Here is a 16,373-nt window from a genome sequence, read left to right on the forward strand (position 1 = left end):
ATGCCCGCAGCCGAACAGACGTCGACCCCCGGTCGATACCGTGAAGCCGCGTCCACTCTCGCGCGCGATACCGCGCTCGACGCGTTGCGAGAGCTGCTGAACGAGCGCAACTGGCGCAACGTCACGATGAGCCACATCGCCAAGGCGGCAGGGCTGAGCAGGCAGAGCCTGTACAACGAGTTCGGCTCACGACGCGGCGTCGCGCAGGGGTACGCCATCAGATTGACGGACCTCTTCGTGGCCATGTGCGAAACGGCTCTGTATCAGCACGAGAACGACGCGTCGGCCGCTCTGCGGCAGGGCTTCTCGTCGTTCTTCGAGCTGAGCGGCCTGGATCCGCTCGTCCGGTCGCTGCACAGCGGCGACGCACCGGAAGATCTTCTGCGCCTGATCACCACCGACAGCGAAGTGCTCATCGAGCGGGCGGGTGAGCGTCTGTCCGAGACCTTCCAGCGCGGATGGGTGGGCGCGAGCCCACGACACGCCGACGTGGTCAGCAAAGCCATCGTCCGATTGGCCCTGAGCTACATCCCCGAACCGCCCGAGGACATCGCTGCAGCGGCCGACGATCTGGCGCTGCTGCTGACCCCGTTCGTCGATTCGATCACCGCCGACAACTGACCTCGACGTCCAGAGTTCGACCTCGCCCAGTACGCCGATCTCGCCCCCGCCCCGCTCCCGCCCCCTGACCTGCTTCGGCCCCCTGACGCTCAATGTCAAGCTGTCTGGAGTCGGTTGTTGTTGATTCCGACTGTTGCGGGCGGTTGTGGTGTGCAGGGGCGGCGGCGGAACCGTTCGGGGTGTCGGTCGTAATAGGCCTGGTGAGCTCGGTCTCGGTCGGTCCACAGGTTTCGCCAGTTCCCGGAATGGACGTCCGCTGGTGAGAACAGGGCGATGCCGGAATGTTTGTGGTCGGTGTTGTACCAGTGGACGTAGTCGGTGAGGTGCCCGCGGGCGGCATCGATGTCGGAGAAGATCCCCGGGTAGTTCGGCCGGTATTTCATGGTCCGGAACTCGGACTCGGAGAACGGATTGTCGTTACTGACATAAGGCCGGTTGTGGGTGAGCTCGACACCGTGCGCGGTCAAACAGTTCCTGAGGGTGTTCGAGCGCATCGCTGCACCGGAGTCTGCGTGAACGAATGATGGTGCGCCGTAACGCTGTATGGCTGTCTCGAACATCTCCGCGGCGAGGTGGTCGCTCTCTCGTTCCTCCACACGCCACCCCGCGATCAGGCGGGAGTGGATGTCGATGATCGAGTACGCCTTGAACGAGGCACCGCGCCACGGGGAGTGCAGATCGGTGATGTCCCAACTCCACACCTGACCAGGTGCGGTAGCGGTGTGCACGGGCATCGGGCGCGGGGTTCGGGTGCTCTTCTTGGTCGGTGTCTTCGGGCGGTTGCGTTGGTCGAGGACCGCTGCTGCGATACGCCACCACGAGCGACGGGATGCGATCATCGACCCGTTGTCCCAGGCGGTGGCGAAGGAGTGATCGACCGAGTTGCCGGCTTGCCATCCAGTGTCGATCAACGCTTCGACCCGGGTGCGATCGGTGGTGTCGATTCTGCTCGGATACTTCCGATCTCGTTGGTGCACAGGGTGTTCGGTCTTGACCCTGGGGTTGCGGCGGTAGTGCCACGTCGAGCGGGACAACCCGACCAACGTCAATGCTCGACGCACCGATCCGGTCAGTGGGGCCAGTTCGTCGACGAGGGTGTTCTCGGCGCTCAGGAATCGGTGGGATCGGGTGTCGGTCGGGTGTCGTCGGGCTCGGGCACGTTCAGTGTGTGCAAGAGCCCGATAGCTTTTCCCAGCAGCTCGTTGGTCTCCTTGAGCTCACGGATCTGAGCGTCACGTTGGGCGAGTTCCTCGGCGTGGCGCGCCGTCTCGATGGCTCGCCGTTCGACCATTCCCTGCCGGCCCTTCGGTTGCGAGTTCATCGGTTCAGTCTGACGCGGAACCAGCCCGCGGTCCACGTCGCCGTCGAACACCGCCGTCCGCCAGCGCGTCATCATGCCCCTCGAGACGGACGGATGCGCCGCCATCCATGGCCCATGCTGGCCATACGGCAACCGGCAGTACTCGAACACCATCTCCCGAATCTGCTCCCCTGTGAACTCAGCACTCAACATGCAGTAACCCTCCATAGCTTCTCGAATGACTCACCAGAAGCTTGGCAAAGAGGGTGACCTGGCAAATGCGCGCGCGTTTGCCAGGTGCGCGCGATCTAGGCCCGAATCGGATGCGAAATCGAACGCGTGTGACGAATGCGCGCGCGTTTGCTGAGACACGGCCGCGTCAGTCGGACTGAACACGACTCCGCGGCGGCCCGGCAGGCCCGCTTCTTCCGCCCTCGTGCAGAGCGACCACAGACCACCCTGCGCCCACCATGGACAGGACCAATACAGCTCCAATTGCGATCATGTGACCAGAATGGACTGCTTTTACTCCAAATAGTGCAGTCCAGTGTGCGAGAGTGGCATGCATGGACTCGTTCGACGCCTCCGCCATCACGGCCCCGGATCTGGCCGCCCGGATCGACCCATCGACGTTGCGGAACCGATCCGGTGGTCCGCTCTACCTCGAGATCGCCGACGAGTTGCGGCGACTGATCGAGAACGGTGAGGTGTCGGCGCAGACGCGTCTGCCTGCCGAGCGGGCGTTGTCGATCAGCTTGGACGTCAGTCGGGTGACGGTCGCATCGGCGTACCGGCATCTGCGCGAGGGTGGGTGGATCAGCGCCCAGCGAGGTTCGGGTACCTACGTCTCGCCGACGGGGTCTTTGCCGTCCTGGGGTTCACTGGCCGGCGACCGAGAGACTGCGAATCTGGAATTCGTCAACGCCTCCCCGTCGGCATCGCCGCTGTTGTCCGACGCGTACGGTGTTGCGGCAGAGAAGATTCGAGACCGTTTCACCTTGGGCGGGTACGCTCCGTCCGGTCTGTTCGAGCTCCGAGAGTCCATCGCCGCGTACTACCGAGGGCGCGGAGTGCCGACCACCGCCGACAACATCCTCGTCACCTCCGGTGCCACCGACGCCATCCACGCTGTGTTGGCGACGTTCACCGAGCCCGGGGCCCGCGTATTGGTGGAGCACCCGACGTATCCGGGCGTCGTCGAACTCGTCCACTCCCTCGGCGGTCGTTGCATCCCGGTGCCCATCGATCCGGACAACACCGACGAGTTCGTGGCTGCGGCAGACAGGTCCGCGCGGCAGAGTGCACCGACGTTGGCGTATTTCATGCCCGACTTCTCCAATCCGTCGGGTGCGCGACTCCCCCTGAACACCCGCCGACAGCTGTCCGCCACAATGCACCGCCACGGCGTACTGACCATCGTCGACGAGGTGGCAGCCGATCTGTGTCTCGACGGTTCACCGGATATCGAACCCTTCGGAGCCGCCACTCCGGACGTGGCGACGGTGACCGTCGGGTCGACGAGCAAGACGGTGTGGGGCGGGTTGCGAGTCGGGTGGGTTCGCGCCGAAGCCGGTCTGTTGGCGCGGGTCTCCGCAACCTATGCGCGACGCCAGCTTTCGGTCTCGATCATCGATCAACTGGCGGCCATCGAGTTGTTGGGTAAATACGACGAGGTACGGCGAGTCCGCGCGGAGGCGTCGAGAACGGCCCGCGATCACACCGTCGCATTGCTGCGTGATCATCTGCCGGGCTGGCACTTTCGAGTTCCCGACGGCGGTCTGGCACTGTGGTGTTCCCTACCCGACGGCATGCGATCCAGCCATCTCGTTGCCGACGCCCAGTCGCAGGGACTACTGCTGGCCCCCGGACTGAGATTCGGTACGGGGTACGCCTTCGACGATCGTCAGCGCATTCCGTTCACCCGGTCACTGTCCGACATCACCTCGGCGGTCAAGATCCTCACTCGCCTGTCGTCGGAGAACACCCCGACGCCGGCCGCCGCGTCGAGCACGCCCGCTGCGGTGGTGTGAGCCCCGACGGCCATCGCAAACGCGCGCGTTCGCGAGACGCTCGCGAATTGGTCACCTGGTCAATGGCGGAATCGCGCGCACCTGACGAATGCGCACGCGTTTGCGATGTCCCAGGGCCGGCAGCACTCAGAGCCGGAGGGACTGGACGATTGCCGTGACGCGCCGCTCGCGAGTGTCGTCGCGTTTCGCGTCGGCGACGGACCTTGCGTGTTCCTTTCGCGTCGACGGTGCCAGCGCATCGAACGCTGCTCGGAGAGTCGGATCCGCGTCCAAGGCTGTCGCCAGCGCCGGCGGAACCTCGATCACCTGCGGTTGGTCGTCCAGCTCGATCGTCACGTCGACGGTGTCGCCGGCCTCGACGCCGAGTGTGGCGCGAACGCTCTTGTTGAGTCCGAGCAAATTCTCGCCACCCATTCGGCCGATGCGTCCGCGCACCGTCTGACCACCGATCGTGAACCGAACTGGTGGCGTTTTGGTGGAACCGAGGGACGCGACCTGCTCGTCAGTGAGCACAATGGCCGCCGCCGGGCCCCGCGATTCGAGGACCGTGGACATCCGCAGAGCCGTTGCTGCCATGCGGACAGGCTATCGGTCACAGGTGCGCTCAGTGTCCACAATTCGCGTCGAGACGCGGGATTCCGTCATCGGCTCCGAATAGTGGACAGTCAGCGCACCTGGCCGACAGTAATCAGGCTTCGGCTTCCACGATTCGCTTGATTGCGGCCAGGGTGCGAGGGATGCCGTCGAGTGCCGCCTGGCTACGGGTGTCGATCTCCTTCTGCGCGTCCTCGCCGAACTTGCTGTGGAAGAAGGCGATGCCGTCGGGCAGGAAGTTCCAGTTCTCGGTCAGTCGTGTTCCGCCATCCACGGTTTCGAGGGTATAGCCCCAGCGAACGAAGTTGTCGCCCACCACCCAGGCGAACTCGCGACCTGGTTCGGCTGCGGCGACGGTCGACACGGTCTCCCACGTGCGACCCGGCACCACGTTGCGGCCGGTGAAGGTCGATCCGACGCCACCGCCGTCGGCCTCGTTCCACCAGCACTCCTGGCAGATCGGGCTCCATTCGCCTGTTCGGGTGATGTCGGAGACAACGGCGTACACGTCGTCGACCGACGCAGCGACGACGACGGATTCGGAGAACTCGAGTGCAGTCATCTCTCCATTGTCCATCTGGCACCCGCGAAGCTGTGAGCAGACCCGCTGCCCACAGCAGAACTATTGGCATGCAATCGAATTGGGAATCACACTCGAACCATGAGCGAAACGCCACGAATGTTCCCACCCGAACTCCGCAACCAACTCCTGCGTCATCGTGTCCTGGTGCTCGACGGCCCCCTCGACGACGACAACGGCACGGTCCTCACCACCCATTTGTTGACATTGGCCGCCGACAACTCCTCGGCCGACATCGCTCTGTGGATTCACTCCCCCGGCGGATCGGTTCCCGCGATGCTCGCGATCCGCGATGTGATGCGGCTGGTGCCGTGTCACGTGTCGACGCTTGCACTCGGGTTGGCCTGCAGCGCCGGTCAATTCCTGTTGTCCTCCGGTACGCGCGGCAAGCGGTATGCCCTGCCGCATTCGCGAATACTGATGCATCAGGGATCGGCCGGCATCGGTGGGTCGGCCGTCGAAGTGGAAGTACAGGCCAACGATCTGCGTCATACCCGAGATACGGTGCTCGGGCTCATTGCCGACGACACCGGGCAGACACGCGAGCAGATCTTCGACGACTCTCTGCACGACCGTTGGTTCACCGCGGAAGCAGCCCGCCAATACGGGTTCGTCGACGCGATTGTCGACTCGTTCGATCAGGTCATGCCCGCGCGACGGGCGTCGTTCGGAATGGAGTTGGCCCGATGAGCACGTACACCATTCCCAATGTCATCACCCGAGATTCGCGCGGAGAACGCGTCGTCGACGTCTATTCGCATCTGCTCAGTGAGCGCATCGTCTATCTCGGTACCGGTATCGACGCAGGGGTCGCGAATGCGATGATTGCGCAGCTTCTGCATCTGGAGGCCGATTCCCCCGACCAGGAAATCTCGATGTACATCAACTGCGAGGGCGGTGACACCGCTGCCATGCTCGCGATCTACGACACGATGCAATTCATCGGATCACCCATTGCCACAACATGTGTGGGCCGAGCGGTAGCAGCCGGCGCAGTACTACTCGCTGCCGGCGCACCGGGACGACGCTCTGCGCTGACCCACAGCCGGGTGGTGTTGCATCAGCCTGCGGCGCAGGGACGCGGCACCATCCCGGACCTCATTTTGGCCGCTGACGAAGTCGTCCGAGTGCGAGCCGAGATGGAGGCAATTCTGGCGGCACACACCGGACGCGACGTGGACACGCTTCGACACGACACCGACCGAGATCTGGTGTTGACGGCACCGGCTGCTCTCGAATACGGCGTCGTCGATCAGGTTCTCGAGGGGCGTCAGGCAGCCATCAACGTCGCGTCGCCGCGCGAGAGGTCGTGATACGCGAGGCGTGAGATTTCGGCCATCGACGTACCCAATGCGCCGACGACGGCCGCGAGGATTTCGCTCGACGGATCCTTGCGGCCGCGTTCGAGCTCCGACAAGTATTGCGGCGCAATACCTGCGCGTGCGGCGGTGTCGGCGAGGGTATCTCCGCGGGCGTGTCTGCGTTCGCGTAGTCGTCTGCCGACCACCTCGCGCCACAGGGGTTCCACCGCGCGCGCTGCTCGACGCTCATCGATTCGTATGACCTGGCCCATGATCGGAGCCTAGGCCCCTGTCCGTGATGGGTCACAGATTCTGCTCAGAGCAGAGAGCTCGGTTTCACGAATGTCCTCGCATAGCGTTTCTGCCAGGGCGTCTCGACAGCGCGGTGCGAGTAATTGCTACGGACATAGTCGATTGCAACATTTCCCGGCATACCGTCGAGTGCAACCAGGCAGGCCAGTGCGGTGCCCGTTCGCCCCGCACCGCCGGTACACGCAATCTCGACTCTCTCGGTTGCGCAGCGGCGCAATACATCTCGTAGTCCGACCTCGAGCTCATTCGAGTCGGACGGCAGCCAGAAATCGGTCCAGCGAACCCATCGACTGTCCCACGCGAACTCGCCCGGATCCGTGCCCTGCAGGTAGACACCGAAGTCCGGCAACGGACCGTCAGGCATCGAATCACGCAAGGCACGTCCACGAACGAGACTGCCCGACGGCAACCGAAGCACGCCCGGACTGTGTAAGTCCCACATTCGAGGCGTCCTTTCCTTGTCGTTCGCGACACCTGTTTCTGCCCAGCACCGATATTGTGCCCCCATGCGCTCAGTTGTTCTTGCCTTCGCCGCACTGGGGTTCACGGTGGGTCTGCTTGCGTCCGTGTCGGGATGGGCCGACACCCTGTACGTGGAACCCGGCCAGAGGAGCCGAGCCTACGCAACCACCGCCGATGTTGCCCTGCAGGTTCGAGTCGGCCTCTTCCTCGAGTGGTGGACAAAAGTGCAACCCATAATCGGTGCCGTTGTCGGTGCCGCCGTCGGATTCACGCTCCACTGCAGAGGCTTTCGCCTTTTGCGCGTCGGAGAGACATGACGGCTCTACTCGACACCAGGCTTGGTCCACTCGATTGTGTGTCGAAACCCTACGCGGTGTCGCATCTTCGCACCCGGTAGCCACTTTTCGGCCATGTCTCCGATCTCGTCGAAGCTCAGCACCGGATCCTTGACCGGGAACGGTGGCGGCGGTGCTGTCACCGGACTCGGCCACGGGTGGCGCAGAAATCCGATCAGGGGGTTGGTCACGATGGAGACTGAATCCCACATCAGATCTCGTACGCTTCGCGGTGGCGCAAGCCCGACGATGAGCACTCGCCCGCCCGGCGTAAGAATCCGCCCGACATGACGCAAGGCGTCGTCGATGTCAAGGTGATGCAGGACGGCGACCATGGTCACGAGATCGATCGAATCGTCTGCCCACGAATCCAGTTGACGATCCGTGATCGATACGTTGTCGACGTCGTTAGACGTGGCCTCTGCGATTCGGCGCATGTCCGCATCGGCATCGACCCCGACGACGTGTTCGAAATGAGGAGCCAAGGTGCGCACCAGGCCACCCCGTCCACAGCCCATGTCGAGCGCACGGCCACGCCGGTCCGGCAGATTCGCCAGAATCCAACTGTGGAAGTAGTCGTTGTGACTCCATGGGTGTCGCTCGTTCAGCTCACGAAGCCACTGGGCCCCTCGGCCTCCGATGAGGGACGTTCCCATTCGTCTCAGCACCACGGAACTCAGTATCCACGAGACGCACCTCGGACGGCTCGACGAACGATGTCAGCGAGTCAGCTGCACGATCCTGGGCTTTTCGGAAGTTCTCGGACGAGCATTCCTAGCCACGCATCCAACGCTTCAGCGGTGACCGACGGTGCTTCGAGCGGAGTCAGATGACCCACACCAGGAACAGTGATCACAGACGATTCCACCGGCAGCAATTGCCGCAGTCGAAACGCCTGTTCGACGGGAATCCAGGGGTCCTGTTCGCCCCATCCGATCGAGGTGTTGCAGCGGACTCGGGGAAGGGCATCGACGATGGGCCGCGTGTGGTCGGGGCGCAGTTCGGCGATCTGTCGGTAGAACGCAGGCTGGCCCTCGTCGGATATCCAGGGTTCGGTCAACATCGCCACGATGTCTGCGTCCAGCCGCTGATGTGCCGCTCCCGCAATGTATTCGGTAACCAGTGCCGAGTGCAGGCGTGCAGGCAACGCAGCGAAGACCTCGGCGTTGTCGGCGACGAGTCGGAAGAACTCGGATCCCCAGGGCTCGAGGGTCACCACGTCCCACAGGTAAAGGCCGCCGAAATCGCAGCCGTGAAATAGATGGGCTCCCAGGGCGGCTGCACCGCCGATGTCGTGAGCGACGACGAAGGGCCGAGTCAGCTGCCAGTGGTCGAGCAACAGCGCGAAGCGCAGCATCTGGGTGGGCAGGTCGGTCCGGACATCGGATCCCTGTGCAGACTGGCCGTATCCGGGCATGTCCCAGAGATAGACGCGATGCCCAGTGCTGAGGTGGCGCGCGGCCTGCGCCCAGACCTGAGCCGACCACGGGGTTCCATGGCAGAACACCACATCAGCGGACGGTTCCGCTCTGTCGGGTGTCATCTCGTAGGTCGCCACCCTATCGCCGCCCACGGACACGAAGATGGGCTCTGGTAGATCGAATCTGTCGATCGTCATGGGGTGAACGTAATAGTTCAGGTCGACCTGAAGTCAATGTGAGACCATCGGCAAGTGAAGATCGGAGAGGCTGCGCGCGAACTCGAAGTTCCGACGCACGTCCTCAGACATTGGGAGGACGTCGGTGTGGTTGTGCCCGAACGCCTCTCGTCGGGTCACCGCGATTACAGCGAGGAACACCTGCGTCGACTGCGGGTGCTGAGGGCCTGTCAGGACGTGGGAATCAGCTTGTCCGACATCCGCCTGATACTTCATCGAGACGAGCCCGAACGAACCGAAGTCATCGCAGACCATCTGGCCCGAGTCCGACGGCAGCAAGCTCGACTCGCCAGTGCCGAGCGCTTTCTCGCGCACGTCGTCGCGTGCACACACGATCTGCTCACCCGATGCGCGCAGTGCAGCGAGTACTCCGCTACGCAGGCTGGGCCGACTTCCCAAGAAGTACGCTGAGTTTGCAGAGGCTCTCGCCACCCTCATTCAGGCGCGGACGAGTGCAGCGAGTTCACGAAGGTACGTTCCCGGCGTAATTCCGGCGACGCCCCGAAAGTCGTTGATCATGTGAGCTTGATCGACGTAGCCCAGGTCGGCAGCAATACGGGCAGCATCGGCTGCGGGGAGCGACAAACGTTGCAACACTGCTTGTAGTCGAACCCGTCGGGCGACTGCTTTTGGGCCCATCCCGAGTGACGATCGCAGCGCCCTCTGCACGGCACGTTCACTGACCCCAAGCATTCCTGCCACCGATTGCCCGGGTTTTCTGCCGATGCCCCGAGATAGAGCATCGACTGCGGCGTTTGCGAGAAGGTGTTCGGCAGTCGGTGGTCGTTTCTCCAGCATCTCAGTGATGACCGAATCTGCGCGTAGAGCATGGTCGGCAGCCGAATCTGGCCCGGAGACGCTATTGAGCATGTCGAAGAGTAGTTGGTCGGTCTCTTCGTTGATCGGTTGCGCCGCCGAAAGTCTCGTGGGATCGAGGTCGGACACGACCGCCAGTCCAGCTGGACGCAGTCGGACGGCGAACACGAAGCCTCGACCTCCGATCGTCCGGGACCACGCCCTGCGTTGAACATTGGTGATCATGAACGGCGCAGGCACTGTACCGGTCTCGATACTGACCGTGACTGCCGGAAATTCGAGGACTCGCTGTTCGACGGTTTCGTCCGCAGACAATTCCCATCGCACGCTCCAGTACGCGTCGACAACATCTCGAACCTCTGCAGCCGGTTCGTGCCAGGTTGCGTCGAAGCGACGGAGAAGCGCAGGAGCCATCACGCCGGAGCGTTCGTGAACGTCGATGGGCTTGGACGCGACCTGCCTTTCTTCCATGTCGCAATTCTGCAATACACCGAGCCTCGGGTCTCGAGACGATCACGCTATGACCACCACTTCTTGGACCGATGTCGACCGAGTGACTCAACCGGGCCGAAGGGGAGTGTCGTGAACTGGTTGGGAGTAGCCGGGGCAGCGGTTGTGTACTACGCACTCGGCGCGCTGTGGTTCGGCCCCTTGTTCGGGCGCACATGGGATCGCTCGATCGGGCGTGATCGGGCGCAGACAGGAGGCCGATTCCCGTTGTCCTACTACGTGGTTCCGCTCTGCTGCTCGGCGGCGACAACCATCGTGATCGCTCTCGTTCTCGACGCCATCAACGCGGATGCCGTGGTATCCGGGGTGCTCGTTGGACTGGGTGTCGGGTTGGCCTCCGCTGCAGCATCATTGACCAACGCGCTGACGCCCCACACTCCACAACCATTCGTGTTCGGAGCTGTCACCGCGAGCTACCACCTCACGGGAGCGACAGTAGCGGGTGCGGTCCTCGGAGTCGTCTAGGACGACGCGCGCGGCCGTCCGTGGCGCGAAGCCGGGCGGATCGACCTGACGTCGGACTTCGTCGAGGCCCAATTGGACGCGTACATCCCTGTTGATGGACGCACGAGGTCACTGACCTTCCAGTAGCTCTGCGAGTCTTTTCAAGTCGTCGGCGACCATGCCGAGATCGCGCTCGAATTCGTCGTCGCTCAGTTCGATTTGTCGGACCGTGAACAGAATTTCCGCCCCATTTGGATGACTCAGCACTCTTACGGGGTTGTTCACGACGGTCCCCGACGGCAGTGTCACGTCATGATCGAGGACGCCGAGGTCGTTGTGCGGCACGAAGCGTACTGTCACCTGTCCCATCGGCGAATCTACGAGAAGCCGATCACCGTCGATGGTCACCGGGCTGTGCGCCAGTCCTGCCGCCCATTTGGGCAAGTTCGCAGGATTCGCGGCGAACTCGTACACCTCGTCGGGTGTACGCCTGATAACTCGAGCCACATGTCTACTTGCCACAAAGGGTTCTCGGTTCATAGCAGCGACCCTACGTAAGACGGGCCGCGACGTTCTTCCAGAAATCGGACCGGTGTCAACGTGGTGAGTGCACGTACCTCGTCACACATGTGCGCCTGACTCGCAAAGCCTGCGGCATACGAGAGCGACGCCAGGTCGGGAACGGTGGCAGCAACGTCGACGAGCCGCCCGACGCGAATGACCCGGGCGAGGGTTTTCGGGCCGTAGCCGACCTCGTCGACAAACCTCCGATGCAGCTGCCGAACACCGACTCCCAAGCCGACGGCGAGATCACCGACTTTGATACCCGGCGACGCCTCGAGCACCTGCACAGCGGCCAGGACCAGCCCGTCCTCCGCAGGCCTCATGGCCCGAACGGTGAGGTCGGCGAGCATCTTTCGCCGCGCTGGCATCGCACCGTTCGGATCGTGGCCCGTAAGGACATGGGCAGCCTCCAACCAGGACGCTCCCAGCGCTGCGACATACGGTTGCTGATCACACAATTCACCGACTGGAATCGCACTGACCCTTCGAGCTGCGGACGGAGCGAGACGCACACCGACCATCTCCAGCGGACCGAGGGTGACGGCTCGTCGAGCTGCGGTATCCGGGCCCGCCGCCTCGAGTCGTCCATCGGAGAACCAGATCAGATCCACACATCCGTCGGGAACGGTCAACGGCCGGTCCCCCGGATGGGATCGACGCTCCCAGGTGCACCGAATCCCGTCGACGGGCGAGGGAAATTCGGCGTAGGTCCTTTCCGGCGGCAGCATGGAAGGAATTCTCCTCGATCGGGGCCAGATCCTCCGTCGAACCGGGATCGAACACCGTGGTCACCGCTGAAAATCGGGCAGAGCCCTCCCTGGCATCCACCATCCGATCTTGAACGTGTTCAAAAACAGGTCTATGTTCGAATTTGAACACGTTCAGAATTGAGGTGAATCGATGGCTCGCACGTCCGAGACTCGCGACAAGGTGGTCGAGGTAGCTCTACGCCTCTTTCGTGAGGAAGGGTTCCAGGCGACCACGATGCGTCGCATCGCCGACGAAGCGGGCGTCTCGCTCGGGAATGCCTACTACTACTTCGCCGGCAAGGACGAACTCGTCAACGAGTTGTACACGGTGATCCAGCGCGATCACCGCGAGCGTGCACTCCGCGTCCTCGTCGACGGCGGATCACTGTCCGAAAACCTTGCTGCCGTCTTGCATTCCGGCCTGGACGTGATGGAGCCGTATCACGCCTTCGGTGGATCGTTCCTACAGTTGGCGTTGCCCACCCGGTCCAGTTCCAGTCCGTTCTCGGAAGAATCGTCCGACGCCAGGTCCATGGCCATCGACCTCATGCGAACCACCTTGGAGACGTCGAAACAGAAGGTTCCCGGTTCTCTGAAAGACGTTCTTCCGCAGCTGCTCTGGATGATCTACATGGGTGTCACCCTCCATTGGGTCACCGACTCCTCGGACAACCAGGCACGCACCCGCATCCTGGTCGACGGGCTCGTACCGGTGGTGGCCAAAGCCGTACGCCTCGCTCGTCTCCCGGTGGCGCGGGGGTTGGTCACCGACGTGGCCGGCCTGTTGAAACGAATGACCTCTCCAGAAGGGTTGGACCAGTGACTGATTCACCATCGACTGTCGTCGTGTGCGGTGCCTCCGGCTACATCGGCCGGTACCTGCATCGCTCCTACGAAGATCGCGGCATTCGCGTCAGAACCGTCGGGCGCGGAACATCCAGTGATGCCACATGGTCCGACCATCGCGGCCTCGTCGACGTGCTCGACGGTTCCGATCTGGTCGTCAACCTCGCAGGCCGCTCGGTGAGCTGTCGCTACAACAAGGCGAACGCGGACGAGATCATGTCATCGCGCATCCAGACGACGGCCCAACTCGGGCGTGCCTTGGCTCAGGTCCAGAACCCACCCGAGTTGTGGGTCAACGCCAGTACGGGCACCATTTATCGCGATTCTCGCGACAGGCCGATGGACGAACAATCCGGCGACATCGGGTCGGGATTCTCCGTCGAGGTCGCCCGCGCCTGGGAGCGTGAGCTGTTCGACGCCGATGTGGCCATTCGCAAAGTGGCGCTGCGTATGTCGATAGTGCTGGGTGCAGGCGGCGGTGCGATCAACCCGATCATCGACCTGGCCCGAGTCGGACTCGGCGGCACGATGGGCGACGGCGGCCAGATGTTCAGTTGGGTGCACGTCGCCGATGTCGGACGCATCCTCGATCACCTCTACGACAACACAGGCATCTCCGGCCCGGTGAACTTAGCCACGCCGTTCCCGGTGACCAACGAGGAGCTGATGCAGAAGGTGAGGAGCACTCTGGGCCGAAGCCGCGGGTTGCCGACACCGGCATGGCTGCTTCAGTTCGGGGCACGAGTGATTCGCACGGAGGCGGAATTGGTCTTGAAAAGCCGTTGGGTGGATCCACAGGTGTTGACAGGCAGCGGTTTCGAGTTCCGATACCCCGACCTGCAGGAAGCGCTGACCGACATCGCATCCGAGACGCCCCGAGGGTTGCTCCCCGTCGCCCTCGGGTGACGGGGAGGTCCCGAACCTAGACGAGCGACGCCGACAGTCCTCCGTCCAGGATGTAGTGGCTTCCGGTGATCCACGACGCCCGGTCGGAGGCGAGGAACAACGTCACTTCCGCGATGTCCTCTGGCGTTCCCAGTCGTCCCTGCTTCGCGGCGACCAGGTCACCGAACGGAATCTGGGTCGCGGCTTCGAAGTCCGGGACCAGTCGGTCGACCATCGCAGTGTCGGCAAATCCGGGGCACACCGCATTCACCCGCACTCCCGATGCTCGCATTTCGAATGTGGCGACGCGGGTGACCTGGATGACTGCAGCCTTTGTAGCGCAATAGGATCCGAGCAGCGCGGTGCCGCCCACACCTTTTTCAGCGACCAATATCTGGCCGCCGCCGATATCCCCCGATCGGCCGTCGGGCATACACTGAGGTGACGACCACGCGCGGAAAGGACCCGGCACATGACCCAGACCGTTGATCCTCGCGCGCGTATCGAAGAGCGAGCCCGCAACAAGTTCGAGGCCAAGCGCACCGAACTGGCCGAGGCGACGCTGCACACGCTGGCCGAATTGGGTTACGCGCGCACGTCACTGCGGGAGATCGCGCAGAATTCCGAGTACTCACACGGCGTGCTGCACTACTACTTCACCGACAAACTCGACCTCATCACGCACGCCGTTCGCCAGTACGAGGCCATGTGTGTCACTCGCTACGACGAGGTGGTGGCCAACGCCGTCGACGCCACCGGCTTGTACGCGGACTTCGAGGAGAAGTACTTCGCCACTCTGGCCGAGGACGCCGGCATCCATCGACTCTGGTACGACCTGCGCAATCAAGCCCTGTTCGACGGCTCGTTCCGCAACGACGTGCTCGAGATCGAGGCGCGTCGCGAGGACATGATCTGGCGCGTGGTCGCTCGTTACTGCGAACTTCGCGGCTCCACTCCCGCACTCGACAACGCCTCGGCCTACATCCTCCTCGATGGCATCTTTCAGCGCGCTCTGCTGCATCACCTGGCCGACAACACAGCCGAGATCGCTGCCGCGCGTCGCCAACTGCTTGCTGCGTTCGCATTACTGGACTGCCCGACGCCTCAGTAGGTTCCCGGTCGAGTCCCCGTGTAGATGCCTGGAACCCGAAAGCGAAGGGGCGCTTCGTCGTATTCTTCGATGGCGCGTGCCGTCCACCCGACAATGCGGGCGAGTGCGAACAGCATCTCCGGTGTGTCGGACTCGAGCCCGTAGGCGAGGGTGAACGTGGCGAGAGCGAAATCCGAGTTCGGAAAGGTATCGAATCTGCTACTCACCTCCTCGATTATCGTGTCCGCTGCAGCGATCACTACGGGGTCCGCACCGTGAGCCGGGTCCCGAAGCAGTCGCAGTAGTTCCTCGGCACGCGGGTCTCGGTCGGTGTAGATGACGTGCCCGAAGCCGGGCACCCGCTCCCCGGACCTCAATTGTGTTGCGAGAGCGCCTATCGGATCGTCGATCGCCATCGTCAGGAACCGATACACGGGATCGGCAGCGGAGCCGTGCAGCGGGCCGTCGATGCATCCCAGACCCGCCGAGACTGCCGAATACAGATTGGCTCGGGTGCTCGCTGCCACCCGAACTCCGAGCGTCGACGCAGCAAGACCGTGGTCTGCCATCAGGACGAGCGCGGCCTGCAGCACCGCCAGACCGTTCGGATTCGAGGAGTCGGACTTGATTGCCGCCCAGACCGATTCGACAACCGAAAGCTCCGAGGAACCACCACCGAGTGCTGCTGCGACCGTCGCCAGCAGCTGCCCTGCCTCGCGGACGACGGATGTGGACCCGGTGTCGAATCGCATCGGTCGGTAGGTGGACGCGATGTCGACGGCGATGCGGATCCGATCGATGGACCGGCAATCCGGCGACACCAGCCTTGTCGCTTCTCTGCATCGTTGCACCACAACGGAGTCCGCGTGGAAGTGGACTTCGTCCAGCAATTCACCCGTCCAGACGAAGTGTGCAACCGACTCGAACGCACGCGAGCTGAGCGCCACCGCATCACGCCCCCGGTAGTACAGATGCCCGTCGTCGATCAGCGTGATCCGAGTTCGAATTCGTTCCACGGCACCGATATCGGTACGCCGAGCGGTGTCGCGTCCGGCGAGAGATTCCACCTCGTCTACGTCGAACACACTCCCCCGCACGCCGGTCAGTCGAGTGCTGGTCAGCAGACCGCGGCTGACGTACGCGTACACCGTTTCCGGCTTGACCCCCAGCCGTGCGGCAGCCTGCGCGGTGGTGAGCATGTTCCGACCGTCGGCGTGCGTCATGTCCGCCTTTCACATTGATTCGATCAACATTGACAATAATCAACGTTAGCGCGG

General features: G+C 63.2%; 23 protein-coding genes. 10 read left to right on the forward strand and 13 right to left on the reverse strand.

Features of this window, described 5'->3' with window-relative positions; genetic code table 11:
• On the forward strand, positions 1-621 hold the full coding sequence (locus tag QM615_RS14435) for a TetR/AcrR family transcriptional regulator (protein WP_269595050.1): 621 nt from the start codon (positions 1-3) through the stop codon (positions 619-621).
• A gap of 95 nt (positions 622-716) precedes the next feature.
• Here QM615_RS14435 and QM615_RS14440 read toward each other — a convergent pair whose 3' ends face one another.
• Both QM615_RS14440 and QM615_RS14445 read right to left on the reverse strand, forming a co-directional pair.
• Positions 717-1,682: a DDE-type integrase/transposase/recombinase gene (locus QM615_RS14440; RefSeq protein WP_283347479.1), complete on the reverse strand. Its 966-nt coding sequence runs from the start codon at positions 1,680-1,682 to the stop codon at positions 717-719.
• A 47-nt stretch (positions 1,683-1,729) separates the two neighbouring features.
• Entirely contained in the window at positions 1,730-2,134 is a 405-nt protein-coding gene (locus tag QM615_RS14445; protein WP_283347480.1) for a hypothetical protein, read from the reverse strand.
• Between the two features lie 353 nt (positions 2,135-2,487).
• Here QM615_RS14445 and QM615_RS14450 point away from each other — a divergent pair, with 353 nt between their 5' ends.
• Positions 2,488-3,951, forward strand: a complete 1,464-nt coding sequence (locus QM615_RS14450; RefSeq protein ID WP_269596450.1) for an aminotransferase-like domain-containing protein — start codon at positions 2,488-2,490, stop codon at positions 3,949-3,951.
• Positions 3,952-4,077: 126 nt separating this feature from the next.
• On the opposite strand, the gene QM615_RS14455 is transcribed toward QM615_RS14450, so the two are convergent.
• Together QM615_RS14455 and QM615_RS14460 are read right to left on the reverse strand one after the other, a co-directional pair.
• On the reverse strand, positions 4,078-4,527 hold the full coding sequence (locus tag QM615_RS14455; protein WP_269596451.1) for a YdeI/OmpD-associated family protein: 450 nt from the start codon (positions 4,525-4,527) through the stop codon (positions 4,078-4,080).
• A gap of 112 nt (positions 4,528-4,639) precedes the next feature.
• Positions 4,640-5,107: an SRPBCC family protein gene (locus tag QM615_RS14460; protein ID WP_269596452.1), complete on the reverse strand. Its 468-nt coding sequence runs from the start codon at positions 5,105-5,107 to the stop codon at positions 4,640-4,642.
• A gap of 99 nt (positions 5,108-5,206) precedes the next feature.
• Between QM615_RS14460 and QM615_RS14465 the strand changes: the two genes are divergently transcribed.
• Positions 5,207-5,815: a ClpP family protease gene (locus tag QM615_RS14465; protein WP_283347481.1), complete on the forward strand. Its 609-nt coding sequence runs from the start codon at positions 5,207-5,209 to the stop codon at positions 5,813-5,815.
• Complete coding sequence (locus QM615_RS14470) at positions 5,812-6,438, forward strand: ClpP family protease (RefSeq protein WP_269596454.1); 627 nt, start codon at positions 5,812-5,814, stop codon at positions 6,436-6,438. The genes QM615_RS14465 and QM615_RS14470 overlap by 4 nt, the downstream gene beginning before the upstream one ends.
• On the opposite strand, the gene QM615_RS14475 is transcribed toward QM615_RS14470, so the two are convergent.
• Together QM615_RS14475 and QM615_RS14480 are read right to left on the reverse strand one after the other, a co-directional pair.
• Positions 6,396-6,698 (reverse strand): helix-turn-helix domain-containing protein, encoded by a 303-nt coding sequence (locus QM615_RS14475; RefSeq protein ID WP_269596455.1) that lies wholly within the window; start codon positions 6,696-6,698, stop codon positions 6,396-6,398. The genes QM615_RS14470 and QM615_RS14475 overlap by 43 nt on opposite strands.
• 44 nt (positions 6,699-6,742) lie before the next feature.
• Positions 6,743-7,180 (reverse strand): protein-tyrosine phosphatase family protein, encoded by a 438-nt coding sequence (locus QM615_RS14480; RefSeq protein WP_269596456.1) that lies wholly within the window; start codon positions 7,178-7,180, stop codon positions 6,743-6,745.
• A 64-nt stretch (positions 7,181-7,244) separates the two neighbouring features.
• Here QM615_RS14480 and QM615_RS14485 point away from each other — a divergent pair, with 64 nt between their 5' ends.
• Entirely contained in the window at positions 7,245-7,517 is a 273-nt protein-coding gene (locus QM615_RS14485; protein ID WP_283347482.1) for a hypothetical protein, read from the forward strand.
• Positions 7,518-7,522: 5 nt separating this feature from the next.
• Here QM615_RS14485 and QM615_RS14490 read toward each other — a convergent pair whose 3' ends face one another.
• Both QM615_RS14490 and QM615_RS14495 read right to left on the reverse strand, forming a co-directional pair.
• Complete coding sequence (locus QM615_RS14490; RefSeq protein ID WP_269596458.1) at positions 7,523-8,191, reverse strand: class I SAM-dependent methyltransferase; 669 nt, start codon at positions 8,189-8,191, stop codon at positions 7,523-7,525.
• A 71-nt stretch (positions 8,192-8,262) separates the two neighbouring features.
• Positions 8,263-9,153: an alpha/beta fold hydrolase gene (locus QM615_RS14495; protein WP_269596459.1), complete on the reverse strand. Its 891-nt coding sequence runs from the start codon at positions 9,151-9,153 to the stop codon at positions 8,263-8,265.
• Between the two features lie 54 nt (positions 9,154-9,207).
• Between QM615_RS14495 and QM615_RS14500 the strand changes: the two genes are divergently transcribed.
• On the forward strand, positions 9,208-9,603 hold the full coding sequence (locus QM615_RS14500; protein WP_269596460.1) for a MerR family transcriptional regulator: 396 nt from the start codon (positions 9,208-9,210) through the stop codon (positions 9,601-9,603).
• 27 nt (positions 9,604-9,630) lie between these two features.
• On the opposite strand, the gene QM615_RS14505 is transcribed toward QM615_RS14500, so the two are convergent.
• A complete protein-coding gene (locus QM615_RS14505) occupies positions 9,631-10,479 on the reverse strand; it encodes a helix-turn-helix domain-containing protein (RefSeq protein ID WP_269596461.1) in 849 nt (282 codons plus the stop codon).
• Positions 10,480-10,590: 111 nt separating this feature from the next.
• Here QM615_RS14505 and QM615_RS14510 point away from each other — a divergent pair, with 111 nt between their 5' ends.
• A complete protein-coding gene (locus QM615_RS14510) occupies positions 10,591-10,983 on the forward strand; it encodes a DUF1761 domain-containing protein (protein WP_176460187.1) in 393 nt (130 codons plus the stop codon).
• A 108-nt stretch (positions 10,984-11,091) separates the two neighbouring features.
• On the opposite strand, the gene QM615_RS14515 is transcribed toward QM615_RS14510, so the two are convergent.
• Together QM615_RS14515 and QM615_RS14520 are read right to left on the reverse strand one after the other, a co-directional pair.
• Positions 11,092-11,502, reverse strand: coding sequence for an SRPBCC family protein (locus QM615_RS14515; protein ID WP_255183122.1), 411 nt, complete (start codon positions 11,500-11,502; stop codon positions 11,092-11,094).
• A complete protein-coding gene (locus tag QM615_RS14520; RefSeq protein WP_283347483.1) occupies positions 11,499-12,254 on the reverse strand; it encodes a helix-turn-helix domain-containing protein in 756 nt (251 codons plus the stop codon). The genes QM615_RS14515 and QM615_RS14520 overlap by 4 nt, the downstream gene beginning before the upstream one ends.
• 172 nt (positions 12,255-12,426) lie before the next feature.
• On the opposite strand from QM615_RS14520, the gene QM615_RS14525 reads away from it, so the two are divergent.
• Complete coding sequence (locus tag QM615_RS14525) at positions 12,427-13,098, forward strand: TetR/AcrR family transcriptional regulator (RefSeq protein ID WP_094686960.1); 672 nt, start codon at positions 12,427-12,429, stop codon at positions 13,096-13,098.
• A complete protein-coding gene (locus QM615_RS14530) occupies positions 13,095-14,027 on the forward strand; it encodes a TIGR01777 family oxidoreductase (RefSeq protein WP_094640720.1) in 933 nt (310 codons plus the stop codon). Before QM615_RS14525 ends, QM615_RS14530 begins: the two co-directional genes overlap by 4 nt.
• A gap of 16 nt (positions 14,028-14,043) precedes the next feature.
• Here the strand turns inward: QM615_RS14530 and QM615_RS14535 are convergent, their stop codons facing one another.
• Entirely contained in the window at positions 14,044-14,439 is a 396-nt protein-coding gene (locus QM615_RS14535) for an SDR family NAD(P)-dependent oxidoreductase (protein WP_256989484.1), read from the reverse strand.
• A 39-nt stretch (positions 14,440-14,478) separates the two neighbouring features.
• Here QM615_RS14535 and QM615_RS14540 point away from each other — a divergent pair, with 39 nt between their 5' ends.
• Positions 14,479-15,117, forward strand: coding sequence for a TetR/AcrR family transcriptional regulator (locus QM615_RS14540; RefSeq protein ID WP_068055190.1), 639 nt, complete (start codon positions 14,479-14,481; stop codon positions 15,115-15,117).
• Here the strand turns inward: QM615_RS14540 and QM615_RS14545 are convergent.
• Positions 15,111-16,319, reverse strand: a complete 1,209-nt coding sequence (locus QM615_RS14545; protein ID WP_283347484.1) for a citrate synthase — start codon at positions 16,317-16,319, stop codon at positions 15,111-15,113. The genes QM615_RS14540 and QM615_RS14545 overlap by 7 nt on opposite strands.
• Positions 16,320-16,373: the final 54 nt, after the last annotated feature.

Origin of the sequence: Rhodococcus sp. IEGM 1341, from assembly GCF_030056895.1 — a bacterium.
Taxonomy (GTDB): domain Bacteria; phylum Actinomycetota; class Actinomycetes; order Mycobacteriales; family Mycobacteriaceae; genus Rhodococcoides.

Bases quoted from the DNA above. Each gene is read 5' to 3' on its own strand.
- QM615_RS14450 (WP_269596450.1), top strand. From the start codon at position 2,488: ATGGACTCGTTCGACGCCTCCGCCATCACGGCCCCGGATCTGGCCGCC.
- QM615_RS14535 (WP_256989484.1), bottom strand. From the start codon at position 14,439: ATGCCCGACGGCCGATCGGGGGATATCGGCGGCGGCCAGATATTGGTC.
- QM615_RS14540 (WP_068055190.1), top strand. From the start codon at position 14,479: ATGACCCAGACCGTTGATCCTCGCGCGCGTATCGAAGAGCGAGCCCGC.
- QM615_RS14525 (WP_094686960.1), top strand. From the start codon at position 12,427: ATGGCTCGCACGTCCGAGACTCGCGACAAGGTGGTCGAGGTAGCTCTA.
- QM615_RS14495 (WP_269596459.1), bottom strand. From the start codon at position 9,153: ATGACGATCGACAGATTCGATCTACCAGAGCCCATCTTCGTGTCCGTG.
- QM615_RS14520 (WP_283347483.1), bottom strand. From the start codon at position 12,254: ATGCTGCCGCCGGAAAGGACCTACGCCGAATTTCCCTCGCCCGTCGAC.
- QM615_RS14475 (WP_269596455.1), bottom strand. From the start codon at position 6,698: ATGGGCCAGGTCATACGAATCGATGAGCGTCGAGCAGCGCGCGCGGTG.
- QM615_RS14515 (WP_255183122.1), bottom strand. From the start codon at position 11,502: ATGAACCGAGAACCCTTTGTGGCAAGTAGACATGTGGCTCGAGTTATC.
- QM615_RS14485 (WP_283347482.1), top strand. From the start codon at position 7,245: ATGCGCTCAGTTGTTCTTGCCTTCGCCGCACTGGGGTTCACGGTGGGT.
- QM615_RS14480 (WP_269596456.1), bottom strand. From the start codon at position 7,180: ATGTGGGACTTACACAGTCCGGGCGTGCTTCGGTTGCCGTCGGGCAGT.
- QM615_RS14545 (WP_283347484.1), bottom strand. From the start codon at position 16,319: ATGACGCACGCCGACGGTCGGAACATGCTCACCACCGCGCAGGCTGCC.
- QM615_RS14435 (WP_269595050.1), top strand. From the start codon at position 1: ATGCCCGCAGCCGAACAGACGTCGACCCCCGGTCGATACCGTGAAGCC.
- QM615_RS14490 (WP_269596458.1), bottom strand. From the start codon at position 8,191: ATGGGAACGTCCCTCATCGGAGGCCGAGGGGCCCAGTGGCTTCGTGAG.
- QM615_RS14455 (WP_269596451.1), bottom strand. From the start codon at position 4,527: ATGGCAGCAACGGCTCTGCGGATGTCCACGGTCCTCGAATCGCGGGGC.
- QM615_RS14460 (WP_269596452.1), bottom strand. From the start codon at position 5,107: ATGACTGCACTCGAGTTCTCCGAATCCGTCGTCGTCGCTGCGTCGGTC.
- QM615_RS14470 (WP_269596454.1), top strand. From the start codon at position 5,812: ATGAGCACGTACACCATTCCCAATGTCATCACCCGAGATTCGCGCGGA.
- QM615_RS14465 (WP_283347481.1), top strand. From the start codon at position 5,207: ATGAGCGAAACGCCACGAATGTTCCCACCCGAACTCCGCAACCAACTC.
- QM615_RS14505 (WP_269596461.1), bottom strand. From the start codon at position 10,479: ATGGAAGAAAGGCAGGTCGCGTCCAAGCCCATCGACGTTCACGAACGC.
- QM615_RS14445 (WP_283347480.1), bottom strand. From the start codon at position 2,134: ATGTTGAGTGCTGAGTTCACAGGGGAGCAGATTCGGGAGATGGTGTTC.